This window comes from bacterium (assembly GCA_023150945.1).
In the GTDB taxonomy this organism is placed as follows: domain Bacteria; phylum Zhuqueibacterota; class Zhuqueibacteria; order Zhuqueibacterales; family Zhuqueibacteraceae; genus Coneutiohabitans.
In genome coordinates, this window is the sequence record JAKLJX010000024.1 from 1 (window position 1) to 14255 (window position 14255).

The 14255-nt window shown below is 55.3% G+C and carries 12 protein-coding genes; all 12 read left to right on the plus strand.

What is annotated here, in order from left to right; genetic code table 11:
- Positions 1-268 precede the first annotated feature (268 nt).
- The 12 genes from L6R21_23145 (at position 269) to L6R21_23200 (ending at position 14220) form a co-directional block, all read left to right on the plus strand.
- The gene (locus L6R21_23145; protein ID MCK6562108.1) at positions 269-2827 is read left to right on the plus strand and encodes a hypothetical protein; all 2559 of its coding nucleotides are present in this window, start codon (positions 269-271) and stop codon (positions 2825-2827) included.
- A 37-nt stretch (positions 2828-2864) separates the two neighbouring features.
- Positions 2865-4166, plus strand: a complete 1302-nt coding sequence (locus L6R21_23150; protein ID MCK6562109.1) for a YCF48-related protein — start codon at positions 2865-2867, stop codon at positions 4164-4166.
- A gap of 46 nt (positions 4167-4212) precedes the next feature.
- Positions 4213-4455 carry a TrbC/VirB2 family protein gene (locus L6R21_23155; GenBank protein ID MCK6562110.1) on the plus strand — a complete coding sequence of 81 codons (243 nt, stop codon included), beginning with the start codon at positions 4213-4215 and terminating at the stop codon, positions 4453-4455.
- A 185-nt stretch (positions 4456-4640) separates the two neighbouring features.
- Complete coding sequence (locus tag L6R21_23160) at positions 4641-4955, plus strand: hypothetical protein (protein ID MCK6562111.1); 315 nt, start codon at positions 4641-4643, stop codon at positions 4953-4955.
- A gap of 169 nt (positions 4956-5124) precedes the next feature.
- Positions 5125-7617, plus strand: a complete 2493-nt coding sequence (locus L6R21_23165) for an ATP-binding protein (GenBank protein ID MCK6562112.1) — start codon at positions 5125-5127, stop codon at positions 7615-7617.
- A 153-nt stretch (positions 7618-7770) separates the two neighbouring features.
- Entirely contained in the window at positions 7771-8580 is an 810-nt protein-coding gene (locus tag L6R21_23170; GenBank protein ID MCK6562113.1) for a hypothetical protein, read from the plus strand.
- A gap of 38 nt (positions 8581-8618) precedes the next feature.
- Complete coding sequence (locus tag L6R21_23175; protein MCK6562114.1) at positions 8619-9659, plus strand: hypothetical protein; 1041 nt, start codon at positions 8619-8621, stop codon at positions 9657-9659.
- A 151-nt stretch (positions 9660-9810) separates the two neighbouring features.
- Entirely contained in the window at positions 9811-10389 is a 579-nt protein-coding gene (locus L6R21_23180; GenBank protein MCK6562115.1) for a hypothetical protein, read from the plus strand.
- The gene (locus L6R21_23185) at positions 10386-11234 is read left to right on the plus strand and encodes a DUF4138 domain-containing protein (protein ID MCK6562116.1); all 849 of its coding nucleotides are present in this window, start codon (positions 10386-10388) and stop codon (positions 11232-11234) included. The genes L6R21_23180 and L6R21_23185 overlap by 4 nt, the downstream gene beginning before the upstream one ends.
- An 88-nt stretch (positions 11235-11322) precedes the next feature.
- Positions 11323-12243: a hypothetical protein gene (locus L6R21_23190; GenBank protein MCK6562117.1), complete on the plus strand. Its 921-nt coding sequence runs from the start codon at positions 11323-11325 to the stop codon at positions 12241-12243.
- Entirely contained in the window at positions 12218-13540 is a 1323-nt protein-coding gene (locus tag L6R21_23195) for a PKD domain-containing protein (protein ID MCK6562118.1), read from the plus strand. The genes L6R21_23190 and L6R21_23195 overlap by 26 nt, the downstream gene beginning before the upstream one ends.
- Before the next feature lie 92 nt (positions 13541-13632).
- Positions 13633-14220: a hypothetical protein gene (locus L6R21_23200; GenBank protein MCK6562119.1), complete on the plus strand. Its 588-nt coding sequence runs from the start codon at positions 13633-13635 to the stop codon at positions 14218-14220.
- The last annotated feature ends 35 nt before the right edge of the window (positions 14221-14255 follow it).

The window sequence follows — 14255 nt, forward strand, 5'->3', positions numbered from 1 at the left end:
CTGCTCAAACACCTCGAAGTTGGCCGCTGCCTGGCGTTCATCCGCCAGCCGCGCGTGCTGGCGATATTGAAGACGGGGTATTTCAAATTTGACAGGCCGTTGAGTTTTGAGGGGAGAAAGAGTGAGAAGCTGGTCGCAACCTCTGAGATATATGAGATATAGAAGTAAGGGCTTTTTGTTTTGACTGCAACTCAACAGCGGGTGATTTGAGAAGTCTTACGAGCAAACACTCTAGCCCGTGGAGTACTTGACAAAAAATGGAGGGATTATGAAAAAGCTTTTAAGCAATCAGTCGTTCGGTTGGTCAAATCTTTTCTTTGTTGCCATGAGTTTTGCACAGCAATACGTTCCTCCTATTGATCAATTTCAATGGCAGAATTCCTCCATTGGCGGCGGCGGTTTTTGCATGGAAATTCGCATTGACCCGTTCGACAATTATGCTCAAGGCGGCAATCCCGTGCTCTATCTTGCCACCGACGTATCCGGCGTTTATCGTTCGTCCGACAAGGGCGTGAGCTGGGAAATGTTGTTTTATGAAGCCTCCTTGGAAAAGAACACGTTGGCGCGATACACCACCAGCCTCGCTTTTCGCCCAACCGGCACGCGACGTATAATCGCAGGAACGGTTGAAGGCATCTATTTGTGGAGAAACAGCAACAACACATGGAAAGGCGCCGTCATGCCGGCATCGCCGGATAGCATTGCTGATGAAGATAGCCTTTATCCGTGGATTGGCGTGATTCGTGAAAACCCCTATGACGTGACGGGCTTGGAGATTCTCGCCGGCATCGGTGACGTGCGTGATCGACGTTTCGGCATGAGCGCAGTGCTGCGCTCCACCAATACTTCTGTTGAACCGGACAGCTTCGAGTTGGTGCCGATAGACAATACAACTTCGAGCAAAGAGATTGTTTATGATCTCGATTTCTACGAATATAATGATACGACGTATACCTTTGTCACCACGAATCGCGGCATTTATCTCAGTAAGAATATGTTCGAGGCAGCAACTCCTGTGGCCGTGACGTTCACCAAGATCAGTGCAAGTTTGGATAGTTTGCGCGGACTGGTTCTGCTGCCGGAGACAACTGCCAGTGATTCCGTTGTGGCTTTCGTGACGCGCTATGACCCGGCTGGCAGTGGTTCTCATCCCGGCGGTCTGTATCGCAATGTCGATGTTTTGCACAGCACCACGTGGACGAAAACTTCTTCGGATTTGAACCGGTTGGAGAATATCAGCGCAAAACCCGGCAGCACCATGAACGATTATGAAACCTTTATCTCACGCAAAAACATGTCGTGGCTGGGAGTGAGCGTCGATGGCTCGGTGGTTCAAATTGCCGACAAAAACTCCAACGTACACAACGGCTATCGGGAGAGTGACGTTGACCTGCGTTTCGGCAGTTTCACCGTGGCGGATAACGGCGATGTTTACGGCGCATGGGGCTATGGCCCGATCAAAGCGCCGGCAGAGAGCGAGCCGGATGATACCCGCGAGTATGCACAGATTTTCACCAAGAGCAAGGGACTGGATGCCGACGGCGACAGCACTTACCAGACCATTGGAATGGACGAGGTATTCAGCATTGGCTTGTTCGCTTTTGACCCGGACAATTCCAATATCGTTTTTGTAGGCACAACGGATAACGGTTTGTTGCGCAGCATGAACGGCGGCCAAACCTGGTCGCAACGGAGATTACGAGATGATTCTTTATGGACGGTTGATTATGGCGATAGCAACAGCACGCAAACAGTTCACCACGTCGCCGTGCGCAAGTTCGCCGATACTTTGATGGTTCTCGCCTCTGCAGCAGTGAAGAGAAACCCGAATGTAAGTGAACGCTTTGGTGAATTATTGAAGGCAAAATGGGATGGCGGCAAAGGCGGCGAAGCAGATTGGGAGATCATTGGGGGAGGCCAAGCGGAAAATCTAGAAAATTTCAGGAATTTACCCAGTGGTGCGATCCCCGCTTTCGTGTTTGACAAAATTGGAGCAAATTCAGATTCCGAGCGGGTCTATTGCGCTGTGCAGGGCGAGGGCATTTTTGGGGGAAAGGCCATCAGTGATACAAGTGAAAAATTTGTCGAATTGGACTTGAGCGATGTCATCGATGAAGAAAACATCGCTAACGCTAACCGCAAAATCAGCGTGTATAATTTTTCGCGCCTGATGTTCGACCCCGGCGGCAATGATACGCTTTATGCTGCCCGCAGTTGGCCCGCAGGCGGGGTATTCAAAATTATCCTCGATCGTATCGCCGCCGACACTGTTGCGGTGGATACCGTAATCGAAGTGATCGATTCTCGTTTCAACAAAACCGCCCAAATCAGCACCGGTTACGATAGTGTGACTGCCGAGGTTCATTCATTACTTGTCACCGAAGATTATGTTTTTGCCGGCGTCAGTATGGGATCCGATTTCTCACTGGGTTATTACGGCGGTTTGATACGCTGGCGCAAGAGTGATCCGCCGGGCGAATGGGACTGGGTGATTGGCGGGCCAACCGGCCAGGCTGATTCACTAATCAGCATTGGCGGCATCGTCGAAGACCCGGAAGATCCGGGCAATGATTTTTGGGCGGTTACTTATCGACACGGCCTCAAGGGAGTTGACAATTACAAGCTGATGGGGTTGTACAAAAGCACGAATGGCGGCGCGACGTGGGCAAAACAAGCCCAATCGCTAATAGAGGCCAATAAACTCAAATTTGCCAACGGCGTTTCCATGGCATTTGTGCCGGCCGGGGCAGCGACACACAACAAACTTCTTTTGATAACGACGGGCAACGGAATCTGGATCGGCACTCGCAATTTGCCACAACAGTAGCTTGTTCAGGAGATTACTTCACAACAGGAGGTTTACCATGAAGACATTATCCTTGCGGATGGCATTGCGCCTTTTGCCAACAGCGCTTTTGCACGTGCTTGCAGCACAACCGACAAATAGTGGTCTTTACGATGTTGCGGTGCTGGATACTTCCACAGTCATCGTTGTTGGCGGTAATGGAACAATATTGCGCACGATCGATGGTGGAGAGAACTGGACACAACAAATCAATTCGGCAAGAACGTTCACGGCTGTTCATTTTATCGACAAAAACGTCGGTTGGGTGGTTGGGGAATATGGCGTGACCCGCAAGACAACGAATGGCGGCAGGAAATGGCTTCGTCTTCCGCTTAACGGGCCCACATTGCAAGATGTGTTCTTTGTAAACCCTCAAATTGGCTGGGCCGTAGGCGCAAACGGCTTTATTGCCAAAACCACTGACGGCGGCGAAGCATGGCAAATTCAAGATTCACAAACCACCAACAGTCTTGAGAATTTATTCTTCTTTGATGCCGATACCGGATGGGCTGTCGGACGCTTATCAACGATCCTTAAGACAACCAATGGCGGTGCTACTTGGCAAACGATGTTGTCAGGGCAAAGTAAATTGCTTTCAATCCATTTCACGAGCGCCAGTGTTGGATGGGTCGTTGGTTTTTCTCCGGACGTTTTGTTCAGTCAAGATGGGGGTCAAACCTGGAGACTCCGAGCCACAACACCGCAAAGAGAGATTGGCGCCGGTGTCGTTTTCTTTATTGACTCAGCCCATGGTTGGATTGCCGGCACGGACGCTGGCAGTTTTGATGATGCTGGCATCATTGCAACAACAGATGGCGGAAATACGTGGCGTCGTCAAATACGAATAGCGAACACCAATTTATTTGGCATCGATTTCAATGACAATCACAATGGCTGGGCAGTCGGTGAGCATGGAGTAATCCTAAAAACTTCAAACGGCGGCCAAACCTGGCAGCGGGTCACCGGGCAGTTGGTGGGCGTCGAAGAACAGCAAGAGAGTTTGCCATTGGAATTCAACTTACGGCAAAATTACCCCAATCCCTTTCGCGTAGAAGGAGCCAGCGGCCAAACAACGACATTACCCTATACATTGTCGCGCCCCGCTTATGTGAGCATGGCGGTTTATGATGTGCTGGGCCGTGCGGTAGCCGTGCTCGTTACAGAAACAAAAACCGCAGGCGTGTTTCAAGCAAGCTGGAACGGCCGGGATTTAAATCAACACTCGGTCGCCGCCGGAATTTATCTTTGCCGAATGGAGGTAGCGCCGGCCGGTTCGAGCCAACGATTGGTACAGCAACGAAAAATATTGGTGATCAAATAGCATCAACTCTTCACATCCACCTTCGGCACCTTTCAAGGAGGAAACTATGCAAACCATCATTCAAGCCCTCAATCAACTGACCAATGCGCTGTTGATCCTGGCCTCGCCAGTTATGGTCATCGCGTTGATCATCGCCGGCCTCAACATGGCCAGCGCGGACGGCGGCCGGCATGAGAAAGCCAAGAAACAGCTCATTGGCGTGGCGCTGGCAGCTATCGTTATTTTCGGCTCCAAGGCCATCGTCTCTGCTCTGGTGTCGTTCGTGCCTGGCGCCAATGTGTCGTTTTAGTTCGAACAGAATAAGAACCCAACCACGAAGGCGCTAAGTGATCGTCAAGAAATTACTTCGCGAGTTCGTCGTAGTCCTGCCCCCTTGTGGGGCATTGATGGAACACGAAATTTCATTGTTCCACCAGCCGCCCACAAGGGGCAGGGGCTGCGTTTGTGCGGGAAGGTGGTAAAACAGACTTCGCCATGACCGAAAAATGCTATCGTGAAATCCAATCGCACAGCCAGCTCGCGGGCGTCAGCCCGATCGAGGCCATCATCCTGCTGGCCGTGCCCATCGTGCTCGCGCCGTTTTTCACGCTGATGGAAATCAACCTGCTGTTCGCCTTCGTGATCGACATTTTCGTCTATGCCCTGTTGCGTTTCAGCAACCGGCTGTCGGGCTTCGATCACGGCCTGGTATCGTTCATCAGCTTTCACTTCATCTGGCCCAAGCAGCTTTCCGGCTTCCGGCTGGAGGAGCACGATTATCTGCGGAAGAATTTGGAACGGAACAACTAAGGTGCTTCTGCTCAATCTCATGCCCATGCTCTCACTCTTACTCTTACTCTTACTCTTACTCTTACTCCTACTCGCTTTGAGGAATTTGAAAAGCGAGTAAGAGTAAGAGTAAGAGTAAGAGTAAGAGTAGGAGTAGGAGTAGGAGTAGGAGTAGGAGTAGGAGTAGGAAATGAAGCTGGAGCACCCGAATCACGCGAATCAAGACTGCATGGCAGCAACCAAACTCACAGAGCGGCAGGCTTGGCATCACCGTCCAGCGTTGGCGCAATACCTGCCCTATCTCGAAATCTTGGACGACTTCATTGTCAAGAAAAACGGCAATCTGGTCGCCGGCTTCGAGATTCTCGCCCTCGACAACATGAGCCTGTCCGCCGGCGACTATGCCAGGCTCTGCGCCAATCTCGAAAACGTGCTGAATGCCGTCGATGAAGACGTCAATCTGCAATTCATCTCGAACTTCGACTATTTCCCCTATCGCGCCGATTTCGTCTTCACCGAGGACCCCACGCTCGATTTCTTCAAGCAGCAGCGCCACAAATACTACGGCTATTTCAAGTATTTGATGTGCCACCAGCATCTGTTCGTCGATTTCGACGCGGGCCGGAACCTGCGCACGCCCTACAACATCTTCGCCGCGAGCGCGAGCATCAAAACGCGGCTGCGCGCGGAGCACGAACGCCTGGTGGCGGAGAAGAACAATGCTTTGAAGACGCTGCAGGCCGCCTGCGAAGGCACGGGCATCAAGCTGCGGCGCTTGCGCAACCACGATCTCGCCACCGTGCTTTATCGCGCCATCAATCTCTCCGCGGAGGAATTCAGCGGCACGGTGCGCGGCAAAGCCACCAACAACGAGCTGATCGCCACGGACTATGCGGTGGACAAGGGCCTGCTGCGCCTCGGCACGCAATACCTCGCCTGCCTGTCGCTCAGCCTGCTGCCGGAGGTGACGCGCGATCATATCACGTTCAACGGCATTCCCCTGCCCTATCTGTTTCCGCTGTTGCACAACCTGGCGTTTCCACACCGGGTGGTGTTTTCGACGCAAAATCTCGACATGGAGAAGGAAACGGCGCGGCTGCAGCGCCGCCTCAATTTCTCGCGTTTCATCATGTCGTTCTCGCGCCAGCGCGAAGGCCGCAAGAGCGAGATCCGCTTTCGCGAGTTGAACGAGCTGATGGATGAAATCTACACGCAACACAAGCGCCTGGCCACCATCAGCCTGAACGTGCTGGTGCACGACGACGATCTCGAGCGCCTGAAGCAAAAGATCAATCAAACCCAGCTCGCGTTTGCGGCGGTGGACAAGGCGCAGGCCGTGCTCGAGACCATCGACGCGCTGCCCATCTTTATCGGCACCCTGCCGGGCAACAGCGCGGAGAATTACCACCGGCTGGTGGTAAAAACCTCGAACGCGGCGCAGTTCATCAACCTCACCAACTTCAACCGCGGCTATCATCGCGGCGTGCTGATGAAGAATCGCAACAACGAACCGCTGCTGTTCGATTATTTCGATCAAAATTTGAATTCGTGGAACAGCATCATCGTCGGCCCCACCGGCACCGGCAAGAGCTATTTGATGCAGGCCATGCTGCTGCAATTGCTCGAACAGGGCGTGAAAGTCTTCGGGTTGGATGTCGGCGGCGTGGGCGACATGGGCGGCAGCTACAAGAAAATGATCAAGCTGCTCAACGGCCGCTACGTCGAGCTGAACGTCGATCATCCCATTCCGCTCAATCCCTTCGCGCTGGTGAAAAACGAGGGCGTGGTCGATACGAAGAAGCAACTCTTTCTGCGCGCCTTCATCGAGAAACTGATTTTGGAACGCGAGCAAACTTCGATTTCGAAAGTCGAGCAGGCGTTCATCAGCAAGGCGATCGAAAAGTATCTCACCGAGTTCACCGGCGTGCGCAATCTCAAAACCTTCGTCGATTTCTTCAGCCAGCAAGTCGATCCCGACGGTTACGTCGATGTCAAGCTGCTCAGCCGCAAGATGTATATCTACACCCATGGCGAGTACAGCCGCTTCCTGTGCGCCGATGATATGATCGACATTCGCGAGGACTTAGTCTGCTTCGACTTGAAGGGACTCGAAACCCATCCGGATTTGCAGGGCATCATCGCGATCATCATCACCGGCTTGTTGTGGGATCTGATGGAACGCAACCTGGCGCATCACAAAGTCATTTTTGCGGACGAGTTGTGGAAAGTGTTGGATGACAATTCGACCATCGGCCATCTCGTGGTCGAGCTGTTCCGCACCGCGCGCAAAATGGGCGCCGGCATTTTCGCGATTTCGCAATCAATCGAAGACATCGATTCCGTGAGCTTTTCCGCGCCGATCAAGGACAACGCGCTCAATCACTTTATTCTGGCGCACAAACCGAAGCAGATGGACACGCTGGCACGCGCCTTCGGCTATGGCGAACGCGAACTGGCGTTGATTTCCAGTCTGCAGCGCGGCGAGTTTCTGCTGGACCGCGACGGCCGCATCACGGTTCTGCGCGCGGACATGAGTACGTATGATCATTATCTCTTCACGACTGACCGGCAAGAGAACAATTTGCTGGAAGGCAAGCTGAAGAAGCATCAGGGCAACTTGATCAAGGCGATCAAAGAGATTGCGTACGAAAAGGATCAGGAATTGTCACCGTATTTATTGTGATTGCTTATGCCAAACAACATGATCACATCATCAATGACAGAACAGCGCTCACGCAGAGACGCGGAGACGCAGAGAACACGCAAAGGTTTTCTTCGCGGAAACTTTGCGCCTTTGCGGCTTTGCGTGATCATTCTTTTGCCTTTGATTCCAAGCTTGGCACATGCCCAGTTTTGGGATCCCAACACCAGCTTGATTTTGAGCACGCTGCGCGAAATTTCGGTGAAGCACAATCTCGGCTTGCAGGAGCAGCGCCGGCAAACCGCGCAGATGGTACAGCAGCTCAAGCAATTCTACGACACCTACACTCTGCTGCGCAACGATATCGAATTCACACAAAGCCTGTACAACGACATGCGCGCCATCGAGAATCTGGATTTGAGCAATTCCTATGCGGTTTCGAATTTCATCATCAACGGCGATCGCGTGAACTATTGGTTGCCGGGCACGGCCACCGACGTTTCCCAATCCGCGCTGGGCGTGGAATCGTTGATCGGCAATGCCCGCGAGCTGGAGCGCACCTACAACAGCTTCGCGCTGTCCACGCAAAGAGAAGAGATTCCCACCGATCTCGAAACCCGGCGGCACAACGCGCTGCTGGGCCAGGAAGCGTTTGCCAAGGCCCTGCTGGAATATGCCATGAAGAGCCAGGTGCTGGCCAAGACCTATGATTCGATGGCGGTGGAGTTGCAGCGCCAGGTGATCAGCAACAAAAACAAATTCACCGAGGCCGAGCGCACCCAGCTCCTGCTGGAAGCGGTGAAGCTGCGCGAGTTCTCCAATTCCTATTATGAAAAATATCTGAAATACTCGGAAGAAGCGCACACCAACGAACTGGGCATGTTCGACCGCAAACTCGATTTCCTCAGCAAGAAAGTCGATTGGCAGACGCTCAAGTCGCAGGTGAACAAGACTTCGAAAATCCGCTACGGTTTTTTTGATATTGGCAGTTCGCGCTCGCAGTGAGTTTGTAGTTGCGCCTTCAGGCGCGAGCGCAGAACAACATGAAAGCGCCCGGGAAGGGGCGACGACAGACTATGCTCGAAATCTTCTTCAGTCCGGTTTTCTTTGATTCGGTCCACCAGCTAGTGGACTACATCGTCACGATCTCGACCTATATTTTCACGGTCGGCATGATCTTCTACTTTCTGGCGGTGGTGATGCGGATGAGCAGCGGCCAGGAGGGCGGCGATCACTTCTATCACCTGCTGTTCATCGCCTTCAGCGCCATCGGGCTGGCGACCTACAAAATCTGGGCGGTCTGGCTGGGGAAGCTGTTCGTGCTGCTGGCGCGCGCGATTTTCGACCTGGAGTCGGACAATCTCATGGCGGAATATCTCGGCGCGTTTTTCGGCGACGGCAGCGGCGGGCTGAAGCTCTCGCTTTTCAACATCCTGAGCCTGGAGTCGTTGTCTTCCTTGTCGTACCTGCTGGTGATGATCGTGTATGAGATTTTCGTGATCATTCAAGTGCTGGTCCAGATCTTCTTCTACCTGCTCGGGCCGGTGGCGATCGTGCTCTCGCTGTTCCCGCAGTTTCATGACGTGTTCAAGGTTTGGCTCTCGAATTTCTGCTCGGTCAACTTCTGGTCGGTGCTGGTGGCGATTTTGTTTCGCCTGGTGAAAACCATCACCAGTGCCGGCGCGTTTCAACAGGCGGTGGCCGCGGGCGATAAGGGCGTATTATGGGACACCTTCATTCTGGGCGTGCTGATCGCGATCACGATCGTGCTGATTCCCAAACTCTCGGCGGGCATTTTCAAGCTGGCGTCGGCGAGCGCGGATCTCGGCAGCTACGGCACGGGCTTGACTGCCGGCCTGGTGATCTCGACGGTGTGGAAGAACGTCAAGGCTTATTCGAGCACCATCAGCCACAACGTGGCGACGCGCACCGGCGATACGATCATCACCGGCGCGCAAACCATGACCAGCAGCCCGGCGGCGCAGGCGGCCCAAGCCGCAGCCGCCTCGATGGTGCAACCGGAATCACCGGTTGCCACCTGGCCGTTTGCCGGCGCGCGGCAACCGGCAGGCAGCAGCGGATAGGAGTCAGAGAATCGAAGGCCGCAAACACGTCACTTTCGCAAGGCAAACGGTGGCGGTTCTGCGGCCGAGCTGATCATGGCCGGGCTGATCGAGGTTGATCCGACGCAATCACAATCCGGCGAATTCATTCACCCAACCATTGAGATGCGCCATGCGAACCACTCCCGAGTATTACGAATTCTACGGCGAGCTGATCAAGAGCAACATCTTTCTCAAGCGGCTGGTGTTGCTGCTGATCGGCGTGAATCTGCTGCTGGCCTTCATGGCGTATCTGGGCTTCACGCGGCCGGTGGAGACGTTTTTGGTGAAAGAGGGCTATGCCTATGCCACCACGCCCTACGGCGAGGCGCGCTCGGTGCACGAGGTGCGGCAGTTCGCCCTGACTTTTGCCAAGAATCTGCTGGAGTTCAACCGCGAGAATTTCAACGAGCGCATCAAAAGCGCCTTGCAGATGTGCTCGACCGAACTGGAAGTGCTGATGTACAACACCATCAAAACCTCGGAGATTCCCAAAATAGTGCAGAACACTCCGGGCACAGTGAAGTTTAATGTTGAGGAGATTCGGGTGTCGCAGGGCGATCCGTTCAGCGCTTATGTCGCGGGCCAGCAGGTTTTTCCCGGGCAGCCGCCGATTCCCCTGCGTTTCACCCTGACCATCAATGTCGTCAACCGAACGGAAGCGAATCCTTTTGGCCTTCGCATCATCAATTACACGCAAGAAAAGACATGAAAACGTTCAATCTCTTTGCCGCCAGCCTGTTCCTGCTTGCGCAAACCGCGCCCGCGCAAGCGCCGAGCGCAGTGCGCGTCAAGCCGGGTTTTGCCACGGTGATTGTCTGCCCGGTGCCGCCGGAATTGGTGACGGTGGGCAATCCCGAGCAATTCACCACGCAAAGCGCGGGCAATTACATTTTGGTGAAACCGGTGGTCAGCCAGGGCAGCACGAATATGTTCATCAAGGCGGGACCGGATTCCTACAATTTGCTGTTACAGGTTTCCGACCGGCCGGACTTGGAGGTGCGGCTACAGCCCACCGCGCCGCCGGCGAGTGTGGCCAGCGGCGCCCGGAACGGCACTTCGCACGCCGGCGAAACGACAGAAGCTCCGGCTGCGAAAAGTGCGGCGGCGAAATCGCCGAACTTGAAAGACCTCTCGCAGAAGAGCAGAGCGATGCTGGCCTCCTACCTCAAGACGCCGCGGCCTTACACCTACAGCGTGGTCAACTCGGGTGTGGTGTTTGCGGTTGATCACATGTCGATGATCGAAGAAAAACTGTTTGTGATCGGCACACTGGTGAACAATTCGCGCATTCCGTATGATATCGGTTTCGTGCGCTTTCGTCTGGTGGAAAATGCGCGTTCGCTGTTGTTGTTCAAGAAACGGGTGAAAGAAGAAGAGCTGGAGCCGCTGCAGGAGGCCTACACGCCGCGCGTCGAGCCGAACAGCACCACCCGCATGCTGTTCGTGTTCGACAAGCACGGTTTCAGCGATCGCAGTGATGTCGAGATCAAATGCACCGAGGAAAGCGGCCGGCGTGATTTGGTGCTCAAAGTGCCCGGCTCGTTTGTCGAGTGAGCCGGCGCCCGCGCCGTCAAAGCATGCACCCGCCGCTGCCGTCGACGTAAACCGCAGGCGGCGGAAGGATACCAAGTGGAGAGACACCGTGAATTTGGAGAGAATTTTCTTTGAGACGCGCCAGGGCCAGCGCCGGCTGAAACCGCAAATGGTGATGCTGGTGAGCGTGGCAGGGTTCATCGTGTTCGTGCTGTTTGTGCTGGTGCTTTATCAGAGCAATGCCAACGCCAAGAAGCCCATGGCCACGCCGTTTGCCGCGCGGCCCAGCCTGCCGCAACAGCAGCTCAGCTATGACATTATCAAGCTCGATACGATTTCGCTGGGTGATTACTACAAGCCGAACGAACCGCCGCCGATAATTCCGGCGACGCGGCCGGAAGAGCGCACGCTGGTGATGACGCCGCAGCGCGAGCAAACGCAAACCGCGGCACCGGCCGCGCAACGGGTGGCGCCGTCAACTGCACCGGCCGCGCAAGAATTTCCCAGCGCACCGTTGACCGTGGGGAGCAGCGGCCGCAGCATGATCGTACACAGCACACTGGAGTCGAATCAGCTTTCGACCACCAGCGCGCTGGGTCTGCAGTCGGTGCTGCTCAAAGTGATGCTGCCGGATCAGACGCCGGTGACGAACAACAGCCTGGTGCTGGCGCGGGTGATCAGCGAGGGCCAGTGGGGCAGCGTCGAAATTCCGCGGCGGGCGCAATTGCTGGGCGTGGCGACTCTGCAAAACAGCCGCGTCGAAATCCAGTTTCGCGAAATTCGCATCAACGGCGTGACACGTTCCTGCACCGGCCGCGCGTATGATCTCAAGCGGCTGCCCGGCATTCCCTACACGCCGCTCGATGACAAGACCCGCAAAGTCGTTTTGGATGAATTGCGCAGCCTAGCCTCCGGCATTCCGATTGTCGGCCGCTACGCTGCCGATCAGGAAGTCACACCGTTCAATCAGGAAGTCACCACCTTGGAGGAGGGTTTGGAGTTCTATGCGCAGCTTACCAACATTTTCTAACCGCCGTCTGCTCGCGGGTCACGGGATGGCGATCGTCGCCGCGAGCTGGCTGGCGCTGTTTGCCTTGTGGTCGTGCGAGTCGCACAAGGATCCGTTTTCCGCCAACAACACCGCCCCGGCGATTCGCAATTTTGCCTTCAAGCCCGATGTGACGCTGCCCGATCCGCGGCTGCGCGCCAGCGGCGATTCCTTGAAATACCGGCCGGACGAGGCCTATGCCATCGCGCTGCAATACGAAGATGCGGAATTGCGCAACAAGAGCCGCGCCCTGCGCGCAACCTTCAAATTCGTGGCCGGCAGCGGCCGTCTGGTGAGCAATCACTTCAGCAACCCGAGCGCGGACGGGCTTGCGTTCGACCTCCCGCCCCAGCTCAATGATGAAATCTTTCTGGTGCCGGCGAAATCCGGCATTGTTGATCTGCAACTGCAGATCAGCGACGGCGTGAAGGACTCCGAGGTCAAGCTGGCTTCCACCACCTTCTTTGAGAACTTGAAACCATTGGTGCGCTTTCGTGCGCAAGTCGGCGGCGAACAGAATCCGCCTTACGGCGTTGATTTCGACGCCAGCAGCAGCACCGACCGGGACGGCGCTATCGCCACTTATGTCTGGTCGTTCGGGGACAACAGCAGCCCGGTGACATCGCGCTCGAGCACCATCCATCATGACTATTTGCGATCAGGCTCCTACACCGTGCGCTTGATCATCAAGGACGATGAAGGCGCGGCCGACAGCCTGGATCAAGTCGTGACCACTTTCAATCAACCGCCGGTGGCGGCGTTGAGCGTCACGCCCACCGTCGGCAGCGCGCCGCTGGCGATCATCTACAATGCCCGCGGCAGCCGCGACCGTGATGGCGAGATCGTTTCCTACGACATCACTTTTGGTGACGGCGCCAGCTCGCAAGCGGACAGCGGCTCCTATACCTATCTGCGCGACAGCCCGCCCAATGCGCCCTATGTCGTGCGCCTCACGGTGCGCGACAACGTCGGCGCCACCAGCACCGAATCGGTGCAGGTCACCGTGGTCACCCCGCCGGTGGCCGATTTCATCTGGCAGGACTGTGACCTCGGTAATGTGACTTTCATCTCAACCAGCTACGATCCGAACGCGCCCCCCAACGATCAAATCGACAACTATGAATGGGATTTTGGCGACGGCAACATGCAGAGCGGGGCAAATCTTTCCACCGTTCGGCATAACTATGAACGCAGCGGCGAATATCCGGTGCGCTTGCGCGTGCGCAACCGCAACGTGACCGGAGAAATCGTCAAGCAAGTGAAAATCCCCTGCAATTGAGGGCAAGCGAGCAAGCTGGAATCATGCGTGAGGAGAATATGACCCGGGAAATCGATAAGGGCAGCAGGCAGATGAAGAATCAAACAGGGGCAATGGCGAGGCGAACGTCGCCTTTCACTCGGGAGCGGGCCTGCCCGCGGGGAACGGCCCGGCGTGCGGTGCAGCGTTGTCTGCTGCCGGCGATGACCGCCCTGTTGCTGTGCCTGCCCGCCGCGGCCCGCGCGCAGCAGAGCGAGTACTTTCACACCATTCGCTCGAACGCGCTGGCGCTGCAATACGGCCGCACCGCCAAATTGACCTATGCGCATCAAATGAGCCGGCGCCAGCAGTTCAAGCTGTCCGGGCTATATATCGGCGACAAGTTCGATCTGGGCCGCGACGAGGTGCGCTCCAAAGTCTACAACGTGAATCTGCAACTGCAATACAATCTCCTGCATCTGCAGCGGCTTTTTGTCAACGGCAGCTTGGGCGCGGGCGCGTATCATCTGCGCGCACGCAACAGCCTCGAACAAAAGCACAATGAGACGAAGGTCAATTTCGTCGGCGGAGTGCAGGGCGAGCTTTTCATTCAGGGCAGCCGGCTGGCGCTGGTGTTCGATTACGATGTTCTTTACATGCGCTTCAGCGACCTGTATGAGTTCGTGCACATTCCAACCGCCGGTTTGGCACTGGTGTTTTAGAGGAAAAGAGCGCTTGCATCTTTTGATTTGAGATT

Bases quoted from the DNA above. Each gene is read 5' to 3' on its own strand.
- L6R21_23185 (MCK6562116.1), top strand. From the start codon at position 10,386: ATGAAAACGTTCAATCTCTTTGCCGCCAGCCTGTTCCTGCTTGCGCAA.
- L6R21_23145 (MCK6562108.1), top strand. From the start codon at position 269: ATGAAAAAGCTTTTAAGCAATCAGTCGTTCGGTTGGTCAAATCTTTTC.
- L6R21_23155 (MCK6562110.1), top strand. From the start codon at position 4,213: ATGCAAACCATCATTCAAGCCCTCAATCAACTGACCAATGCGCTGTTG.
- L6R21_23195 (MCK6562118.1), top strand. From the start codon at position 12,218: ATGCGCAGCTTACCAACATTTTCTAACCGCCGTCTGCTCGCGGGTCAC.
- L6R21_23160 (MCK6562111.1), top strand. From the start codon at position 4,641: ATGACCGAAAAATGCTATCGTGAAATCCAATCGCACAGCCAGCTCGCG.
- L6R21_23165 (MCK6562112.1), top strand. From the start codon at position 5,125: ATGAAGCTGGAGCACCCGAATCACGCGAATCAAGACTGCATGGCAGCA.
- L6R21_23175 (MCK6562114.1), top strand. From the start codon at position 8,619: ATGAAAGCGCCCGGGAAGGGGCGACGACAGACTATGCTCGAAATCTTC.
- L6R21_23200 (MCK6562119.1), top strand. From the start codon at position 13,633: ATGGCGAGGCGAACGTCGCCTTTCACTCGGGAGCGGGCCTGCCCGCGG.
- L6R21_23180 (MCK6562115.1), top strand. From the start codon at position 9,811: ATGCGAACCACTCCCGAGTATTACGAATTCTACGGCGAGCTGATCAAG.
- L6R21_23150 (MCK6562109.1), top strand. From the start codon at position 2,865: ATGAAGACATTATCCTTGCGGATGGCATTGCGCCTTTTGCCAACAGCG.